Source organism: Kutzneria kofuensis (genome assembly GCF_014203355.1).
GTDB lineage: Bacteria > Actinomycetota > Actinomycetes > Mycobacteriales > Pseudonocardiaceae > Kutzneria > Kutzneria kofuensis.
The window spans coordinates 596,089-615,402 of the sequence record NZ_JACHIR010000002.1; the positions used below are offsets into that span (position 1 = coordinate 596,089).

The window sequence follows — 19,314 nt, forward strand, 5'->3', positions numbered from 1 at the left end:
TGGTCGCGGGACAATTCCGCCGGTCGGACACCGCCGTCCACTATCGCCGCCGACTTGTCCGTTCGGGAACATTCGGTGGTGAGCGGAGTCGCAATCTCGCGATCGGGACAACCTTTTCGCGCCGCCGTCCGTATCAAACAGGCATGAGCACGCTTTCGCGCCGCCCGGCGCCCGTGCGCCTGGGGGCCCTGGCGGCCGCGGCGATACTCGGCGCGGGCATCGCCTGCGCATACACCGTGACGACACAATCACGGAGCGTACCCCGGAACACCGTGCTCACAAGCGGCCACACCGACCGCCCGCATGTCGTAACCGCGCCAACGACCACAACTCGCCCGGGGCCGAGCGCCGTGCTGCCGTTCAACGCGAAACTCACGTCAGCGGACATTCCGGTGCTCGGCGGCGGGATTCGCAGCGGCGCGTGCAGCGGTTCCCTGATTGCGGCGGAATGGGTAGTGACCGCCGGCCATTGCTTTCACGACGTGAATGATGTAAGGGTCGGCGGCGCACCGCGATATCACATGACCGTGACGTTGGGAAAGCTCAAGGACAGCGATCCGGGTGGCGATTCCGCCCAGGTCGTGGACGTTCGGCAGTCCCCGGTCAACGATCTGGCGGTGGTGCGGCTCGACCGGCCGATCACCGACATCAAGCCCTTGGCCCTGGCCGACAAGCCGCCGGCCGTCGGCGAGCCGCTGCAGTTCGCCGGCTGGGGCTCCACCTCGCCGACGGTCGTCGCGCCGTCCGACCACCTCAAGCGCGGGCAGTTCCGGGTCGCGGCGCTGCACAAGACCACCCTCGACGCCGAGCCGACCGTGCCGCGGACGGTGGAGAACAGCCCGTGCCCCGACGACTCGGGCGGCCCGTTCTTCGTCTCCGACGACAACGTGACCGGCACGCTGGTGGCCATCGTCGACAACGGCCCGGCCTGCCCGCAGCCGGGCCTGGAGGTCGTCGCGCGGGTGGACGCCGTGTCCGACTGGATTCACCAGCAGATCGACGCCCACCCGCGCTGAGGACTCAGCCCTCCACGCGGTGCGAGGCCCAGAACGAGGTGAGGTCCGTCGAACCGGCCGCCGCCTGCGCCGCCGCCTTGAAGTCGGCCACGGTGGACACGCCGTACCAGTGCGACTGGGCGTAGGACTTCAGCAGGTTCGCCATCGCCGTGTCGCCGATCAGCCGCCGCAGGTCGTGCAGGGTGCACTTGCCGTAGTTGTAGACCACCGACGAGTACCGCGACGAGTGCGCGTCCCAGTAGGCCATCGAGTTGGTCAGCTTCTCGGCGCTGGACTGCCACGTGATCGAGCAGCCCGAGCCGGTCACGCCGCGGTAGAGGTCCGTGGCGTAGTCGGTGAAGCCCTCGTCCAGCCACGGCGAGTTGTACTCGTCGTCGCCGACGATGCCGTAGAACCACTGGTGCGCGATCTCGTGCGGCAGGGCCACACTGGACACCAGGTCGAGCACGAAGCCCGGGTACTCCATGCCGCCGAACCAGAAGTTGTTGTCGATGACGGCATCCAGCTCACCGTACGGGTAGTCGCCGAACCGTCCCGAGTGGACGTCGACGGCGTCGGCGGCCAGCGTCAGCATGGAGTTGGCGCTGCTGGTGGAGATCCCGCTGACCGAGTAGACGTTGACCCGCACGCCCTTGCCGGAGGTCTTGGTGATCTTCGCGAACGGCCCGGCGGCCCAGGCGAAGTCCCGGACCTTGGACGCCACCGCGTGCGTGGTCGTGGTGCTGCCGCTGGTGGTCTCGGTGGACGTGCCGGTGGCCGGGGTCAGCAGGCTGGTCGGGTGCACCAGGGTGACGTCGAAGTCACCGATCACCGTGTAGAACGACTCGCCGTTGTTGGTGTACGGGTCCAGGTGCCAGCCGGCGCCGTCGCGCACCGCGAGCACCGGCAGCGCGTTGCCGATCATGTTGTACGCGCCGTCCCGGCCGAACCGGTCGGCGCCGCTGGGCACCGCGATGCTCAGGTCGAAGCCGATGGTGGCGGACTGGTTCTGCGCCAGCGGCGACGGCAGCGTCACCTTCATCGCGGTGCAGCCCACGGTCAGCGCCGACGCGGTGCCGCCGGTCAGGTTGGTGACCGTGATCGGCGTCGTCGGGCAGGAGCCGTGGTAGTTGTCCCACAGCCGCAGGTAGACCTCCGGCAGCGCGGTCGGCGAGCCGTTGGTGAAGGTCACCGTCTGGTGCCCGGTCCACGTGTCGCCCGTGCTGTTGGACGTCAGGTTCACCGTGTACGCCGGGTTGATCGGCGTGCGGGTGGAGTCGGTGGGCGGCGGCGGGTTCCCGGTGCCGGTGGTCAGCGCGAAGTCGTCCAGCGCGAAGTTGGTGGCCAGGCTGGAGTCCTCGCGGCCGGTCAGGGTCAGCGTCACCGTCTGGCCGAGGTAGCGCGAGACGTCGAAGCTGCGCTGGACGTAGCCGGTGTTCTTGTCCAGGTTGGAGTAGCTGGCCAGGGTGTCGGAGCCGATCTGCACCGCCAGCGTGTCGTACTTCGTGGAGGTGGTCGTCTCCTTGGTGTCGATGTGCGACCAGAAGGTCAGCGTCGCCGACGAGCAGCCGCTCGGCAGCGTCACCGACTGGGACAGCGTGTCGGTGTGCGTGCCGCCGGTGCCGTCCAGCCGCGCGAGACCGGTGCCGCTGTGCGCCGGCTCGGCCGCGGTCGCCGCGCCGATGGTGCCGGTCGATCCGGTCCACGGCGCGGTCCCGGACTCGAAGCCGGCGTTGCCGATCACCTGGTCGCCGCAGGTCGCGGCCTGTGCGGGCGGGGTCACCGCCACAGTAACGAAGAGTCCGACCGCCAGCGTGAGGGCAGCAGGGAACGCCCGGCGTCTCATGGGATTTCCTTTCGTGGCCCCGCCCGTCGGGGACATCGACAGGTTCCCGGCTCGTCCGCACGCCCAACAACCCGCCATCCGTACTGTTTTCGCCCAGCGCAGGACAAACGCGAGGCCCGGACCGGCCGGCGCCCGGGGCCGGCCGGGCGGCGGCCAGGTGATCACCGTCGGCCTGTCGGTCACCGGCACGGCGGTGACCGGCGACCCGTCACAGCGCCGCGTCGACGGCAGGTCCCCGAAAAGTCACTTCAATTGTGAGCACAACCAATTGGATGGCCATGCCGTGTCAATGTCGAGTTTTGCCACTACCTGAACCTTGCGTCGGCCGAAGTGATGCGAGTAAGGCTGGATCGGTACGAAAATGCGACACACTTCGGGTGACGCAGATTGTTCTGTTGAGAGCTCAGATATGTCGAGCGTTCAGAGCAACGAAGGGAAGGAAAGTGCGTAAGGGTTCATGGCGGGCCGGCGCGACGCTGGCCATCGCCCTGCTTTCGATTCTGGTCCTCGGACCGACGGGCATTGCGAATGCGGGAGCGGTGTCGCCCGCGCAGCCGAGTGCGGGCTGGTTCGAGATCGTCAACGTGAACAGCGGCAAATGTCTCGACGTCCGCACCGAAACCGGCCTGTACAGCAACGGCGCGCACATCCAGCAGTACAGCTGCGGCGACGCCGCGGGCCAGAAGTGGTGGGTCTGGGACGTGGGCAACGGATACTACAAGATATCGAACGAGGCGAGCGGCAAGTGCCTCAATGTCGTTGGCGGATGGGTAGGCTGGGGAGTTCCTATCGAGCAGTGGGACTGCTCGCAGGCGACCACGTCCGCGACCTGGAAAATCATCCGAGTGGCGGACTTCCCCACCCCCGTCTACGAGTTCGTCACCCAGACGGGCGGGCTTTGCCTCGATGTTCCGAACGCGTCCACCGCGAACGAGGTGCGGCTGCAGACGTGGGGATGTAACGGCACCGTCGCACAGCAGTTCACGTTCCGCTAGACAAGCGCGGACGACCATCGACCGCTTTTCCCATTCTGATGCGCGCCCCGTCTCCGCTCCGGCGGAGGCGGGGTTTCACGCCGGCTGGTGAGTCAGCCGACCTCGAGCTCGTGCAGCCGGGCCTCGACCGACAGCGCCGGCTCGTCGGCGCCGAAGGTCTGCCACAGCGCGAGCGCCCGCCCCAGGTGCACGCGCGCGGCGGCGCGGTTGGAGTAGCCGATGTCGAGCTCGCCGAGGAGTTGCCAGCAGCTGGCCTCCCCCATCCGGTCGCCGTCCCGCTGGAACCAGGTCGCGGCCCGGGTCAGCACGACGGCGGTCTGCACGCCGTCGCGCCGCCCGGCGTAGACCTGCCCCATCCGCAGCAGGGTGTAGGCGAGGCAGCGCTCGTCGCCGAGCTGTTCGAACATGTCGTGCGCGGCCCGCAGGTAGTCCAGTGCGCGGTCCGAGGACAGCTGGCTCATCTCCCGCAGCACAACGGCTTCCCGGTGGACGTCGCCGGTCTGCCGTGACAGCCGCAGGGCGCTCTCGAACCAGGTCTCGGCCTCGGCGGCGGAGCCCCGCGCGAGGTGGATGACGGCGATGCCGTTGCGCAGCTGCGCCTCGATGTGCCGGTCCCCCGCCGCGATCACCAGGTCCAGGGCCAGCTTGGCGTGGTCGAGGGCGTCGTCGTGGCGGCCGCGGAAGCGTTCGATCGTGGCGAGCGCCCCGGTGGCCAAGGCCTCGCCGCGACGGTCACCCAGTTGCCGGTAGAGCTCCAAGGCGCGGTGCAGGTTCGGAATCGCGGCGTCGAACTGGTCACGGTAGATCTGCACCTGCGCGAGTTCGGTCAGCAACACGGCCTCGCCACGCGGGTTGCCGGCCTCGCGCACCGCGCCGAGGGCGATCTCGTGGCCCCGCGACCAATCCTGGTGCAGGCTGCGCAGGTCGTAGTACGACACCATGGCGGCGGCCAGCTCCCAGGCCAGCTCGTCCAGGCCCCACTCGGCGGCCAGCGCGACGGCGTCCAGGGCGGTGGCCCGTTCGGCCTCGAACCACCCGACCGGGTCCCGCTGGACATCGACCGGCACCGCCACCCGAACGGAAGTGCCGGGAGTGGGCCGGAACAGGCTGGGCGGCAGGTGTTCGGCGGCCCGCTCGGCGAGGTACAGCCAGGCTCCGAGCAGCCGGATCACGGCGTCACGCCTGGTCTCCGTCGGATACGTGCCCACGACCTCGACGGCGAACGCCCGCAGCAGACTGGGCAGCTGGTAGCGGAGCTGGCCGGTCACGTCGGTGTCGACGACCTGGATCAGGTTGGCGTCGAGCAGGACGTCCATGACCTCGTCGGCCTTGGACCGGCCGAGCAGCGGGCCGAGCACCCAGGCCGGCACCGACCGCGCGCACGACAGGCCCAGCAGCGCGAAACCCCGCGCGGCGTCCTCGGGCAGCGATCGCAGGCTCAGCTCGAAGCTCGCCCGCACCCCCGACTCCCCCACCCTCAGCTCGTCCAGCCGCTGCGACTCGTCGTCGAGACGCTCCCGCAGCACCCGTAACGGCCATTTGGCGCGGCCGGCGAGCTTGCCGCCGGAGATCCGGATCGCCAGCGGCAGATATCCGCAGGCCCGCAGGATCGCCTCGGCGTGCTCGGGTTCCGCCGCGACACGGGCCTCGCCGACGATGGCCGTGAACAGCTCGCGGGCCGCCTCGGGCTCGAAGACGTCCAGCTCGACATGCCGGGCCCCGGGCAGGTCGGCGAGGGATCTTCGGGTGGTGACCAGCACGGCGCAGTTGCCGTTCGGCGGCAGCAGCGGCCGCACCTGGCCGGCGTCCGAAGCGTCGTCGAGCACGAGCAGCATCCGTCTTCGGGCCAGCAGCGAGCGGTACAACGCCGCCCGCGCGTTCACGTCGTCGGGAACCCACTCGCCACGAACACCCAGCGCCCCAAGCACCTCGGCCAGCAGCATGGCGGGATCCCGCGGCCGGGCCGAGGTGCCGCCGAGGTCGAGGTAGAGCTGCCCGTCCGAGAACCGGGGACGGACCGCGTGCGCGGCGTGCACGGCAAGGCTGGACTTGCCGACGCCCGGACCACCGACCAGCACGGCGACGGGCGGCGGCCCGCTCTCCGAGCCCGCGGACAGGGCGTCGACGACGCGCGCCACGGTGTCGGCACGGCCGGTGAAATCGGGAATGTCCGGCGGCAGCTGATGCACCGGCGCCATGACGGCCGTCTGCCGCACGGCCAGCGCGGGATCGGCGCGCACGATCTGCTCGTACAGGCGCTGCACGGACGAACCGGGGTCGACGCCCAACTCCTCGGCCAGCAGCGAGCGCAGCTCGGTGTAGACGCCGATGGCCTCGGCCTGCCGGCCCTGCCGGTACAGCGCGAGCATCTGCGTCTGCCGCAGGCGTTCCCGCAGCGGATACCGCGCGACGAAGTCGGCCAGGCGGGCCAGCACGGCGCCGTGCTCGCCGCGCGCCAGCTGTGCCTCGGCCCAGTCCTCCAACGCATCGACCCGCGCCTCGGCGAGCCGGTCCGCATCGGCGCGGATCATCGGCGACAGCGGCACGTCCTCGTACGGATCGCCGCGCCACAGCCGGAGAGCCGCGTCCAGGTCCCGGGCGGCCGCCTCGACGTCGCCGGCCCGCAGCGCGGCCCGGCCCCGGTCGGCGAGCACGGCGAACTGGCCGGCGTCGGTGTCCGCCGAGGCGACGTGCAGCCGATAGCCCGGCGACTGCGTGACGAGCAGCTCGGCGCCGAGCAACCGTCGCAGCCGGGCGACATAGCCGTAGATCTGGTTGTCCACCGTCTTCGGCTGACGCTCGCCCCACAGCTCGGCCGCGATCCTGTCGTTCGAGACCACACGATCCCGCTCGACGAGCAGCACGGCCAGCAGCGCCCGCCACTTGGCCGCGGCGATGCGTCGCCATTCGGCGTCGTCGAGGAACTCGACCCGGCCGAGAACCCGAAACCGCATGCGTCCCCTTCAGGCATTACGCCACCTTTGCCGCCAATCTAGGCGACCGGGGCGGCAGCCGGAAACCACTTCGGGTACAGGTCGGCTACACGTGCCGCTGCCAACGTCGACGCCCGCAGGCGAGCGGGGAGGCACGCGGACACATGGGGCGACGGAGATCACGCGGTTTCTGGTGGATCTGGTGGGTGTCGGCGAGTGTGCCGGTCAAGATCACGGCACTGGGGCTGGCCATCGTGATGCTGGGCGGCGTTGTCGCCACGGGCATCGTCGGACCGTTCGGCGGCGGACCGGGCGGCCCGGCCTACGCGCACGGGCCGGCGCAGCGCTGGGGTGCGGCGGCTTCTTCCGGTGCGCCAAGCGGAAAACCCGGCAACCGAGTGTTGCCCGAGTCGCTACGTGGACGCTACCCCTCGTTAACCTGGCGTCCACCTCAGAATGAAGCGACGGTCGAAACACCGCCCGCGGCAACGACTACCGGCTTCGACCCGAAGACCAGCACGGAGATCCCGGCCGCGCGCAGCGCGTACGACACCACGTACGCCAACACCGACGGCACCGAGACCACCGAGTTCTCCACGGTTCCGGTGAACTACCGGACCGCGCAGGGCTGGCGGCCGATCGACACCCGCCTCACCTCGGACGGCCGGTCGGGCTGGCGCAACACCGCCGACTCGGTGGGCCTGGACTTCGCGCCGACGGCCAGCGCCCCGAACCTCGCGACCGTGGACACCGGCGCCAGTCAGCAAGTGTCCTTCGGTCTCGACGGCGCATCCGCCGCCAACGGCACGGTCAGCGACAGCACCATCACCTATCCCGGCGTGAAGCCGCACGTCGACCTCAAGCTGGAGGCACGCCCCGGCGGCGTCAAGGAAACCCTCGTCCTCGACTCGCCGGACGCGCCGACCACGTACGTCTTCCCGTTGCGGCTCAACGGGTTGACGCCGAAGCTGGTCGGCGGCCAGGTCGTGCTGAGCGACGCCGCGGGCGAGACCAAGGCCGTCATTCCCGCCGGCGACATGCTCGACGCCGGCGCCGCCCGGTCGGCCGGCGTGACGTACCGGCTCACGGGTTCGGCGCTGGAGGTGACGCTCGACGCGGTCTGGCTGCACGACCCCGCCCGCCGCTTCCCCGTCCAGGTGGACCCGACGATCAAGATGCCGGTCGACGGCGGCTCCGGCACCGACGCGATGTACGTGCAGGAGGGTGTCGGCTCGGCCAAGGGCGACCAGGACCTGCTCGTCGGCACCGTGAACGGGCACCAGTCGGCGTCGTACGTGAAGTTCAGCGACCTGGTCGGCAAACTCCAGTACCACACCATCTTCGGCGCGCAGCTGTGGATGGTGGAGTACAACTCCGACTCCTGCAAGCCGCGCGAGATCACGGTCGACCCGGTGACCGGCTCGTGGACCGGTGGCTCCGGCTACAGCTGGCCGGGCCCCGCGGTGGGCGGTTCCCTGGCCAGCAAGTCGTTCGCGCACGGCTACATCGCGTTCGGCCACTCCTCCTCGGACTGCCCGACCGCCGGCGAGACGATCAATCTCGGCGCCGCCGGGCGCGACCTGGTGCAGCGCTGGGTGAACGGCGACCAGCCGAACTACGGCCTGTCCATCCGCGGTTCCGACGATTCGTTGTCCGGCAAGTGGTTCACCGGCACCGGCACGGCCAACCCGCCGAAGCTGTACGTCACGCACAGCCCGTACAACGCCTCGTACTCCATCCCGAACCCGGTGCCGAACCCGCCGGTGCTGCAGAACCAGGACGGCAAGATCAAGGTCTCCGTCACCAACAAGAGCGCGGAGTCCTGGGCGCCCGGGAACTACTACCTGGCCTACCGGGCCTACAACGCCACCACCGGCGCTTCCGTCACGCAGCAACGCTCCGCGAACCTCACCAGTACCGTCGCCCGCGGCGGCCGCGTGACGCTCGACGCGACGATCAAGGCGTTGCCGCCGGGGAAGTACTTCCTCGACTTCACCATGGTCCACACCGGCGGCCAGGTCTTCACCGACTACCAGGTGCCACCAGCGCGACTCGTGTTGCAGGTCTTCGACATCCCGCCGGTGGTGCAGGAACTGTATCCGCCCAACGGTTTCCAGGCGCCGACGCTGACGCCGCAGCTGTGGGCGCGGGCGTTGGACATCGACGCGCCGCCGAGTTCGACGCTGCAGTTCAAGTTCCAGGTCTGCCTGCGTGACGACGCCGGCAACCCGACCGGCTGCTCCGATTCCGGTTACCAGACCAAGCAGGCCTGGACCGTGCCGGCCGGCACGGTGAGCTGGACCAAGGCGTACATGTGGCGTGCCTACGTCAAGGACGCCACCAACGAGGTGATCTCGCCGTACTCGACGATCCTGACGTCGGTGCCGCAGCCGGACATCACCTCGCACCTGTCCGGTGCGCCCTACGGCGAGCAGCACCAGGACTTCGACCCGCAGGTCGGCAACTACAGCACCGCGGCGGTCGACGCCTCGGTGAACACCGTCGGCCCGCAACTCACCCTGACCCGCACGTACAACAGCCTGGACCCGCGCAAGGACGGTCTGTTCGGGGCCGGCTGGACGTCCACCTACGACATGAAACTGGTGCCGGACAACGACGGCTCCGGCAACGTCGTGATCACGTACCCGGACGGCCAGCAGGTGCGGTACGGCAAGAACGCCGACGGCAGCTACGCCGCCCCGGCCGGCCGCACGGCGTCGCTGACCCTCGATGCCACGTCCTGGAAGCTGCTCGACAAGTCCGGCACCACCTACCAGTTCTCGACCGCGGGCCGGCTGAACCGGATCACCGACAACGCCGGCCACGCCATCGTCCTGACGTACGACACCAACACCGGCAAGCTGTCCAAGGCCCAGGTGTCCAACAGCCAGACCAACACCGCCGGCCGGTCGCTGAGCTTTGCCTGGACCGGCAACCATGTCACGAGCGTGCAGACCGATCCGGTCAACGGCGCGCCGCTGGCTTGGGCGTACAGCTACACCGGCGACACCTTGACGAAGGTCTGCGGGCCCGGCTCGGCCTGCACGAACTACGGCTACGCCACCGGCTCGCACTACCGCAGCGCCGTGCTGGACTCGCATCCGGAGTCGTACTGGCGGCTGGATGAACCCGACGGTACAGCTGCGGGTAGCGAGGTGTCGGTCAACCTCGGCAAGGACGCCGCCACCTACTCCAACGTCACCCTCGGCGCCGCCGGCGCGTTCGCCGGCACCACCGACACCGCGGTTTCCTTCAACGGCACCACATCCGCGGTGACGCTGCCGAAGGGGACCGTGAAGAAGAGCCGGGACGCGGCCGTCGAGCTGTGGTTCAAGAACTCCCTGACCGGCTCGGGCGGTCCGCTGCTCGGCTACCAGGACAAGGCGCTGGGCAGCGCGTCCACCACCGGCGTTCCCGTGCTCTATGTCGGCACGGACGGCAAGCTGCGCGGCCAGTTCGCCACCGGCAGCATCAACCCGATCACCTCCGCCACGGCCGTGAACGACGGAAAGTGGCACCAGGTCGTGCTTTCCTCGATGGGCAGCACACAGACGCTGTACCTGGACGGCGCGAAGGTCGCCGACCTGACCGGCAAGCAGATCGACGCCTCGCTGCTGACGTTCAACCAGCTCGGCGCCGCCTACGCCACCACGCCCGCGTCCTGGCCGGCCTGGGGCACGACGGCGCAGCGGTCCTACGCCGGCGCGATCGACGACGTGTCCATCTACAGTGGACCGCTCGGAGCCGCGGCCGTTGCTGCGCACTACAAGGCCGGCACCGGCGCCGCCGACCAGCTCTCGTCGATCACCCTGCCCAGCGGCAAGGCCGCCGCGTCGGTGACGTACGACGTCGCCCGCGACCGGGTCAAGGAGTACACCGACGGCAACGGCGGCACGTGGAAGGTCGGCACGCCGACGGTGTACGGCGGCGACACCGACCTGCGCCGCAGCGTCGAGGTACTGGACCCGTCGAACCGCCCCAGCCTGTACGAGTACGACGCCATCGGCGGCTGGCTGCTGCGCTACGGCCAGCCGCTGGGCATCGAGGCCCGCGACGACGACGCTCCCGGCGAGCCGACGGCCACACCGCCACCGCCGACCGAGAGCTGCACGCAGCCGGACCCGAACGACCCGGCCTTCTGCACCACCATTCCCGGCGACTCCGGCGGCCCGGTGTTCGTCCGCTACGACGCCGAGGGCGTGAGCATCCGCTCGTACTCCTACGACGCGGACGGCAACCTCGGCAAGGTCACCGACGAGAACGGCGACTCGACGTCGATGACCTACGACTCGCGCGGGGACGCCATCTCCACCACCACGTGCCGCGCGGCCAACGACTGCCAGACGACGCGCACCACGTACCCGGCGACGATCACCAACCAGTACGACCCGCGTTCCTACCTGGCGACCGAGACCCGCGACGCCCGGTCCGCCAGCGCGACCGACAACACCTACCGGACCAGCTACACGTACCACTCCACCGGTCAGGTGGCGACGCGCACCGGCCCGGACGGCAGCCTGATCCAGAACGCCTACACCTCCGGCGCCGAGGCGGCGTTCGGCGGCGGCATCCAGCCGGCCGGGCTGCTCGCGTCCACAATGGACGGCCGGGGCAAGGTGACGAAGTACTCCTACTACGCCAACGGCGACCTCGGCCAGCTCACGGCGGCGTCCGGCCTGGTCACGCAGTACACCTATGACGCGATCGGCCGCCTGGCCAGCCAGAAGCAGATCTCCGACAGCTTCCCGGCCGGCGTCGTCACGACCTACACCTACGACGGCTGGTCCCGGCCGCTCTCGGTCACCGAGCCGCAGACGACCGACGCCGTGTCGAATGCCAAGCACCAGCGGCGAACCACCACCACCTACGACGTGGACGGCAATCCGACCCGCGTCGATGTCTCGGACGTCGTCGGCGGCGACCCCAGCCGGGCCGTCACGACCGACTACGACGAACACGACCGTCCGATCCGCGTCACCGACGCCGTCGGCAACGAGACCAGCTACGGCTACGACCAGTTCGGCAACGTCACGACCGAGACCGACGCGAACGGCAACCGCTACGACTACGCCTACACCGCCCGCAACAGCATCGCCGAGGTGCGGCTGCGGAACTGGCACAGCGATCCGCCCGGTGCGCCGGCAATCGCGAACGACTACCTGATCCTGCACGCCTACAGCTACGACTTCGCCGGCCGGCTGGCCAGCGACACCGACGCGATGGGCCGCCGGACCGAGTACCAGTACTACGGCGACGGCCTGAAGCACCGCGTGGTGCTCAAGGGCTTCCACAACCCGGACGGGTCCACGAAGGACTACGTGCTGGAGGACGACTCCTACGACGCCGCCGGCAACCTCACCAAGCAGGTGACCGACAACGGCACGACCGTCACCCAGCACACGCCGGACCTGAACGGCCGGCCGGTGTCCACTGTGGTCGATCCCGGCGGCCTGAACCGCACCACGACCTTCCGCTACGACGCCAACGGGAACGTCACGCACACCGAGGTGTCCGGCAAGGCGTCGAACGTGCCGTGGATCATGCCGACCACGCCGTCGACCGTCGACTACACCTACGACGACGTCAACGACGTGCTGACGAAGACCGTCACCGACGGCACCACGCCCCGCACCACGTCGTACACCTACGACCAGCGCGGCCTCCAGACGTCCGTGACCGACCCGCGCGGCAACGTCAGCGGCGCGAGCAAGGCCGCCTTCACCACCACGATGGCCTACGACGAGCTGGGCCGGCAGACCGGCTCCACCGGCCCGGCCCTCTCGGTCGAGTCCGGCGGAAACCCCGCCACCACCCAGGCTCCGACCCGCCGGACCGGCTACGACACGTTCGACGACCAGGTCGAGCTGGCCGACGAGCTGGGCAACGTCTCCCGGGCGGCCTACGACGACGCCGGCCGGATGACCACCCAGACCGCGCCCGGCTACCAGGCGCCGGGCACCAGCCAGGTGATCACGCCGACCACGAAGTACTCCTACGACGGCAACGGCAACGTCACCTCGATCACCGACCCGCGCGGCAACGTCACCCGCACCACCTACGACCAGCTCGACCGGACCGCGACGGTCGACGCCCCGTCGACGACGAACGACGACCGGGCAGTCACCGTCTACACCTACTCCCGCACCGGCATGCTGCTGTCCACAGTGGACGCCAACGGCGCGCGGACCGAGGCCACGTACGACGACCTCGACCGCCAGGTGTCCGGCACCGCCGTGGAACGCAAGCCGTCCTCGGCCGCCTACACCACCGGCATGCGATACGACGACCAGGGCAATCTCCTGCGCGTCACCTCCCCCACCGGCGCCACGACCGTCAACACCTACGACACCGTTGGTGAACTCACCGGTACAACCGACCCGTCCGGCATCCCGGCCCAGTACGGCTACGACTACGCCGGCCGGCAGGTCCGCTCCAGCGACGGCCTCGGCCGCACCACGCAGACCAGCTACGACCTGCTGGGCCAGGTGGTCGCCGTCGCCGACCTGAAGGCGGACGGCACCACGCTGCGCACCACGAAGTACGGCCACGACCTGGTCGGCAACGTCACCTCGGTGACGGATCCCTTGCAGGCCACCACGACGTACGCCTACGACGCGGCGAGCCAGCTGGTCAGCCAGGTCGAGCCGGTGGACGCCAAGACCACCATCACCAGCTCGTTCGGCTACGACGCCGCCGGCAACACGACCCGGTTCACCGACGGCCGCGGCAACGCCACCATCACCACGTACAACAGCCTCGGCCTGGCCGAGTCCACCATCGAGCCGGCGACCGCGGCGCAGCCCAACCCGGCCGACCGGACCTGGACCACCGGCTACGACGCCAACGGCAACGCCGTCCGCATCACCGCGCCCGGCAACGTGGTGCAGCAGAACACCTTCGACGCCGCCAACCGGCTCACCGACGCGACCGGCAGCGGGGCGGAGGCGGTCACCGCGCCCCGCCACGTCGGCTACGACCTGGCCGGCCGCGTGGTCACCGCCGGCAGCGACACCTACACGTACAACGACCGCGACGAGATCCTCAGCAGCAACGGCCCCTCCGGCACGGCGAGCTTCGGCTACGACGGCGACGGCAACCAGACCAGCCGCACCGACGCGGCCGGCACCACCGCCTACGGCTTCGTCAAGGCGCGGCTCGACTCCGTCACCGACGGGCTGACCGGCACCAAGCAGCAGCTCGGCTACGACGGCGCCGGGCAGGTCAAGACCGTCGGCTACGGCGCCGGCCGCACCCGCACCTACGGCTACGACGACTTCGGCCGGCTGTCGACCGACGTCCTGACCAACTCGGCGGCGCAGACGGTCGCCGGCACCACCTACCACTACGACCTCGACGACCAGCTCTCCGACAAGACCGAGCTGGGCGTGACCACCAGCTACACCTACGACCAGTCCGGCCGGCTGACCAGCGACACCACCAACGGCACGACGACCGCCTACGGCTGGGACGCCGCCGGCAACCGCACCAAGGCCGGCAACACGACGGCCACGTACGACGAGCGCAACCGCCTGCTGACCGCGGGCGGCGCCAGCTACACGTACACGGCCCGCGGAACCCTCGCCTCGAACGGTACGGTTCAGTACAGTTACGACGCCTTCGACCGGCTGACCTCCGCCCCCGGGCAGACGTACAGCTACGACAGCCTGGACCGGGTGGCGGCACGCAACGGCACCTCGTTCACGTATGCGGGACAAGGCGACGAGCCGGTGTCCGACGGTTCCGAGACCTACGCCCGCGGCCCCGGCGGCGACCTGCTCGCGGTCCGCGCCAACGGATCGAACCAGCTCACCCTCAGCGACCGGCACTACGACGTGGTCGGCTCGTTCAACCCGTCCGACACGACCCTCAACGCCCTGTCCGGCACCACCGCCTACAGCCCGTTCGGCCAGGTCACCGCGCACACCGGCGACACCGGCAACCTCGGCTACCAGGGCGACTGGACCGACCCGGGCACCGGCCAGGTCGACATGGGCGCACGCTGGTACGACCCGGCCGGCGGCGTCTTCACCTCCCGCGACAGCATGTCGCTGAACCCGCAGCCGTCCAACAACGCCAACCGCTACCTGTACGGCAACGGCGACCCGGTCGACGAGACCGACCCCACCGGCCACTTCGGCTGGGGCTCGCTCCTCAAGTTCGGCAAGAGGCTCACGGGCCCCGAGGGCGACCTGATCCAGACCGAACTGAAGATGCTGTACAACGTCGTCAAGCCCACCCCGCTGGGCGACGACTCCTGCACCGCCATCTACGGCATGGAGTGCGACGCCTACTACCACAGCCTGTACCACGAGTCCGCGCACGACCTGTTCTGCGACACCCACGCGTGGACCAGCCAGTGCGGTGGCGGCGGCCGTTATCCGTACTCCTCGGGCGGCTCACACCACGGCGGTGGCGGCAGCGGCTATCACCCCGGCGGCGGTGGGGGCAGCCCGATCGACTGGGCCGAGCGCGCCGCCGAGGCGGCTCGCAAGGCGGCGTACGAACGGGCGTTGCGCATCACGCAGGCGGCCCGCGACGCCGCCGAGGACGCGGCCAAGCACACGGCGATCGCGGTCGGCAGCGCCGCCACGACGGCCGTGATGAACATGCCCACGCTGGTCTCGTCGACCCCGACCGCCGCCGCGGCGATCGTGGACACCATCGAGAACGTCGTCGCCGACAACAAGGCGCAGGCGCAGAAGATCTACCAGGCCGCGGTCGACGCCGCGGGCACGGTGGTCGCGGTGGTTTCCCTTGCGTCCCAGACGAAAACCAAGACCGACAGCCGGCGGGACCAGGACTGCCGGGAGCGGCTGCCGGAGCCGAACTACATGCCGGTGGACGCGTCCAACGGCAGCCGGGCGACCGGCGTCGAGGCCTGCGTCACCTACGACGACCTGCGCACCGGCACCGGCACCAAGAAGACCATCCGGCCGCCCGGCTACAACTGGGCCGGGCGCTACGGGGCGTACCTCGGCAGCACGCCGCCGAAGCTCTGGATCAACAACTGCCACCTGCTCGGTTCCCAACTCGGCGGCAGCGGCACGGACCTGCGCAACCTGTCCACCTGCAGCCGGGCCACCAACGCCAACCCGCAGGCCCAACAGGATCCGGGTTTCCAGCCGAACATGTACTGGTTCGAGACCCAGGTGAAGGAAGCGGTGGAGGAGAAGCAGGTCGTCGACTACACCGTCACGCCGCTGTACGAGGGACATCGCACGGTGCCCTACGCGTACGAGATGGACGCGGTCGGCACCGCCCCCAAGGGCGTCAGGCCGATCAACCTGCACCGGGAGATCCCGAACAAGATCTGGGGCGTGAACTCCCCGGGCTGGCACAACCTCGGCCGCGCCAGCAAGGACGGGCAGCCGGTGCCGACTGGTGGCATGAAGTAGCCATTCGTTCAAGGAGAATGATGTGCACAGAAAGATGATCGGGGCACTGGCGGCAGCGGTGTTCGCGCTGACCGCCGTGACCACGGTGGCGCACGCCCCGGCGGCGCACGCGGACGCGGCCGGCCGCGGCGGCGACTTCGTGCCGCTGCCGTCCACGCCGGCGGTGCTCGACACGCGCAGCGGCACCGGCGGGATCAGCACCCAGGTCGGCGCGGCCGCGACGGTCAGCTTCCCGGTGCTCGGGGTCGGCCAGGTGCCGGCCACCGGCGTCGGCTCGGTGCTGGTCCGCGTCGGCCTGCTCAACCCGACCGCCACCACGTTCGCCGAGCTGTGGCCGGACGGCACGGCCCGGCCGAACATCACCATGATCTCGGCGGTCGCCGGCGAGCAGATCTCCAACACCGCGGTGGTCAAGGTCGGCGCCAACGGCAAGATCGACCTGTACAACAACGCCGGCAAGACCGACGTCGTGGTCGAGGTGCAGGGCTACTTCAAGGCCGAGCAGGGCACCACCGGCGGCGGTTTCGTGCCGCTGACCCACTCCCGGCTGATCGACACCCGCAGCGGGCTGGGCACCACCACCGGCACGATCGCCGCCGGCGCGTCCCGCACGGTCACCATCACCGGCAGCCTGGTGCCGACCGGTTCCGCGGCCGCCATGGTGAACCTGCTCGTGCCGGGCGCGGCCAACCCGGGCTGGCTGTCGGTGACCCCGGTCGGCGGCAACTCCCGGCCCGTGTTCAACTTCGAGAAGGGCTCCACCCAGTCCGCGGCGGTGCTGTCGCTGCCGGCCAACGGCCAGGTGACCTTCACCAACAGGGGCCCGGACGCGATCAACCTGGTGGTCAACGTGGAGGGCTACTGGACCTCCAGCTCCACGCAGGGCGCGGGCTACCGCCAGGTGGCGAGCCGGCTGCTGAACACCCGCTCGGTCGGCACCGGTCAGCCGCTGGCCGCCAACGCCACGATCGACGTGCAGGTCGGCGGTACCAACGGCCTGCCGACCCGCGGCATCGCCGGCGCGCACCTGAACCTGGTCGTCACGCCCGAGGACGCCGGTTACCTGAAGGCGTGGCCGGTGGGCCAGGCCGAGCCGTCCGTGAGTGTCATGGACTTCAACGCCGGCGACTGGCGGGACAACTCGCTGGTGCTCACGCCCGGCACCGACGGCAAGATCCGCATCCGCAACGGCAGCTCCGGCACCATCCACCTGATCGTGGACCTGCTCGGCTGGTACTCCAACCCACAGGCCGCCGTGCCCGTCGCCCAGAACACCCGGATGACCGCGATGCAGGCCGCCCCGGTCGCCGGCGCCACCGTCGGCACCCTCGAATACGCCTACGTGGACAACGCCGGCCGGGTCGTCGAGGGTCACCAGTCCGATGTGGACAACTTCGGTTCCGTGCAGTGGACCGTGATCTCCGGCAACGAGGCGTTCACCGGCCAGCCCTCGCTGACCCAGCTGGCCAACGGCAAGATCCAGGTCGGCGCGCAGTACACCGACGGCGGCGACATCTGGGCCGACACGCAGACCGCCGCCGGCGTGCAGACGTGGTCCCCCTGGGCCGACTTCGGCGGTTCCATGGCCTCGCCGCCGGTGACGTCGAAGCTGTCCGACGGCACCGTCGTCGACTTCGCCGTCGACGCCGACGGCAAGCTGTGGGCCTACGCCCAGACCGGTTCCGTGCCGTTCTGGAAGAACCTCGGCGACCAGGACCTCGTCTCCGGCATCTCCGTGGTGCAGGTCCGTGACGGCCTTCGGGTGTTCGGTCTCAACGGCGCCGGGTCGCTGCGCAGCATCGAGTACTACAACGACGGCACCCTGTCCGCGTGGAGCGACCTCGGTGGCTTCGGCCTGTCCGGCCAGCCCGCCGTCGTCGTCCGCCCCGGCTTCCTGCTGCAGGTCTTCGCCCGCTCCGCCGACGGCACCATCGTGACCAAGCTGGCCAACTCCGACGGCTCCTGGCCGGCGGACTTCCAGCCGGTCGGGACCTTCGTGGCGGCCGGCGCCCCGGCGGCGATCATGGACCCCGCCCTCGGCCGCCTGGCCGTGGTCGTTCGCGGCACCGACAACGAGATCTACCACGTGTGGGAGACCGCCACCGGCAGCAACACCTGGGGCGACTGGACCAAGACCGTCGCCGCGACGGATCCCGCCGCCACCGACCCCGGTGTCGCGCCGTACCTCAACTCCAACGGCCAGTCCTGGATGATCACCTTCCGCAACGCCAACGGCGCTGTGCGGTTCTACGACCGCCAGCTGCCCAGCGCCTGAGGGCGCTGTTCACCGGGCCGGCCCCTGCTCCCCGGGGGCCGGCCCTCCTTCTTCCGCCGCCCTGGCTCTCCCGCGCCCCCGCTTCCTCCCGCCCGATTCCCCGCCCCTGCCCATCCCTGGCTCCCTCCCCCGGCCCTCACTCTCATTTCCTCGGAGATTTCCTTGCGGTACCGCGTGTTGGGTCATGTCACCGTGCACGACGGGCCGCTGGGCGGTCCCAAGCCGCGCACGGTGCTGGCGGCCCTTCTGCTGCACGCCAACCAGGTCGTGTCGGATCGGCGGCTGCGCGACCTGGTGTGGGGCGACAGCCCGCCGGCCACGGTGCGCAGCCAGCTCCAGATCTACGTCTCGGGCCTGCGCAAGCTGCTCGGGGCGGACACGATCCAGCGGCAGGGGTCGGGATACCTGATCAGGGTGCGGCCGGGCGAGCTGGACCTGGACGTGTTCAACGCGCTGGTGGAACAGAGCCGATTTCGCGAGGCGCTGGAGTTGTGGCCGGGTCCGGCGCTGGGCGGCTGCGCGGAGTCCCTTGTGGACGATGTCAGGCTCGACGAGCGGCGGCTGGCGGCGCTGGAGGCGTTGTTCGACGGCGAACTGGAACACGGCAATGCGGCCGCGCTGATCGGTGAGCTGCGCCGGCTGACGGCCGAGAACCCGTATCGTGAGCGGCTGGCCGAGCAACTGATGCTGGCCCTGCACGGCAGCGGCCGCACGTCGGAGGCCCTGGAGGCGTACGCCACGGCCCGGCGACGGCTGGCCACCGAACTCGGCATCGAACCGGGAGACCGGTTGCGCGACCTGCACCGGCGGCTCCTCGGCGGCGCAACCCCCGTGCCGGCGAACACGCCGGTTCCCGCGCAACTCCCCCACGCCCT

General features: G+C 70.1%; 6 protein-coding genes and 1 pseudogene. 5 read left to right on the forward strand and 2 right to left on the reverse strand.

Translation table 11 applies throughout. The features are described 5' to 3' along the window. Positions 1 to 143 precede the first annotated feature (143 nt). Positions 144 to 1,016 carry a S1 family peptidase gene (locus tag BJ998_RS41850; RefSeq protein WP_184869671.1) on the forward strand — a complete coding sequence of 291 codons (873 nt, stop codon included), beginning with the start codon at positions 144 to 146 and terminating at the stop codon, positions 1,014 to 1,016. 4 nt (positions 1,017 to 1,020) lie between these two features. Here BJ998_RS41850 and BJ998_RS41855 read toward each other — a convergent pair whose 3' ends face one another. Next, a complete protein-coding gene (locus BJ998_RS41855) occupies positions 1,021 to 2,841 on the reverse strand; it encodes a M1 family metallopeptidase (RefSeq protein ID WP_184869672.1) in 1,821 nt (606 codons plus the stop codon). Positions 2,842 to 3,284: 443 nt separating this feature from the next. Here BJ998_RS41855 and BJ998_RS41860 point away from each other — a divergent pair, with 443 nt between their 5' ends. Beyond that, positions 3,285 to 3,836, forward strand: coding sequence for an RICIN domain-containing protein (locus BJ998_RS41860; protein ID WP_184869673.1), 552 nt, complete (start codon positions 3,285 to 3,287; stop codon positions 3,834 to 3,836). A 92-nt stretch (positions 3,837 to 3,928) separates the two neighbouring features. Here BJ998_RS41860 and BJ998_RS41865 read toward each other — a convergent pair whose 3' ends face one another. Beyond that, on the reverse strand, positions 3,929 to 6,790 hold the full coding sequence (locus tag BJ998_RS41865) for an AfsR/SARP family transcriptional regulator (protein ID WP_184869674.1): 2,862 nt from the start codon (positions 6,788 to 6,790) through the stop codon (positions 3,929 to 3,931). A gap of 185 nt (positions 6,791 to 6,975) precedes the next feature. Between BJ998_RS41865 and BJ998_RS41870 the strand changes: the two genes are divergently transcribed. The 3 genes and pseudogenes from BJ998_RS41870 to BJ998_RS48255 form a co-directional block, all read left to right on the forward strand. After that, positions 6,976 to 16,164, forward strand: a complete 9,189-nt coding sequence (locus BJ998_RS41870) for an RHS repeat-associated core domain-containing protein (RefSeq protein WP_312890644.1) — start codon at positions 6,976 to 6,978, stop codon at positions 16,162 to 16,164. A gap of 22 nt (positions 16,165 to 16,186) precedes the next feature. Beyond that, positions 16,187 to 18,439, forward strand: a complete 2,253-nt coding sequence (locus BJ998_RS41875) for a DUF8189 domain-containing protein (RefSeq protein WP_184869676.1) — start codon at positions 16,187 to 16,189, stop codon at positions 18,437 to 18,439. Positions 18,440 to 18,631: 192 nt separating this feature from the next. Then, positions 18,632 to 19,243, forward strand: a pseudogene (locus tag BJ998_RS48255) (AfsR/SARP family transcriptional regulator); the annotation flags it as partial. Positions 19,244 to 19,314 lie beyond the last annotated feature (71 nt).

Coding starts and splice junctions, on each gene's coding strand:
- BJ998_RS41850 (WP_184869671.1), top strand. CDS start 144: ATGAGCACGCTTTCGCGCCGCCCGGCGCCCGTGCGCCTGGGGGCCCTG.
- BJ998_RS41855 (WP_184869672.1), bottom strand. CDS start 2,841: ATGAGACGCCGGGCGTTCCCTGCTGCCCTCACGCTGGCGGTCGGACTC.
- BJ998_RS41865 (WP_184869674.1), bottom strand. CDS start 6,790: ATGCGGTTTCGGGTTCTCGGCCGGGTCGAGTTCCTCGACGACGCCGAA.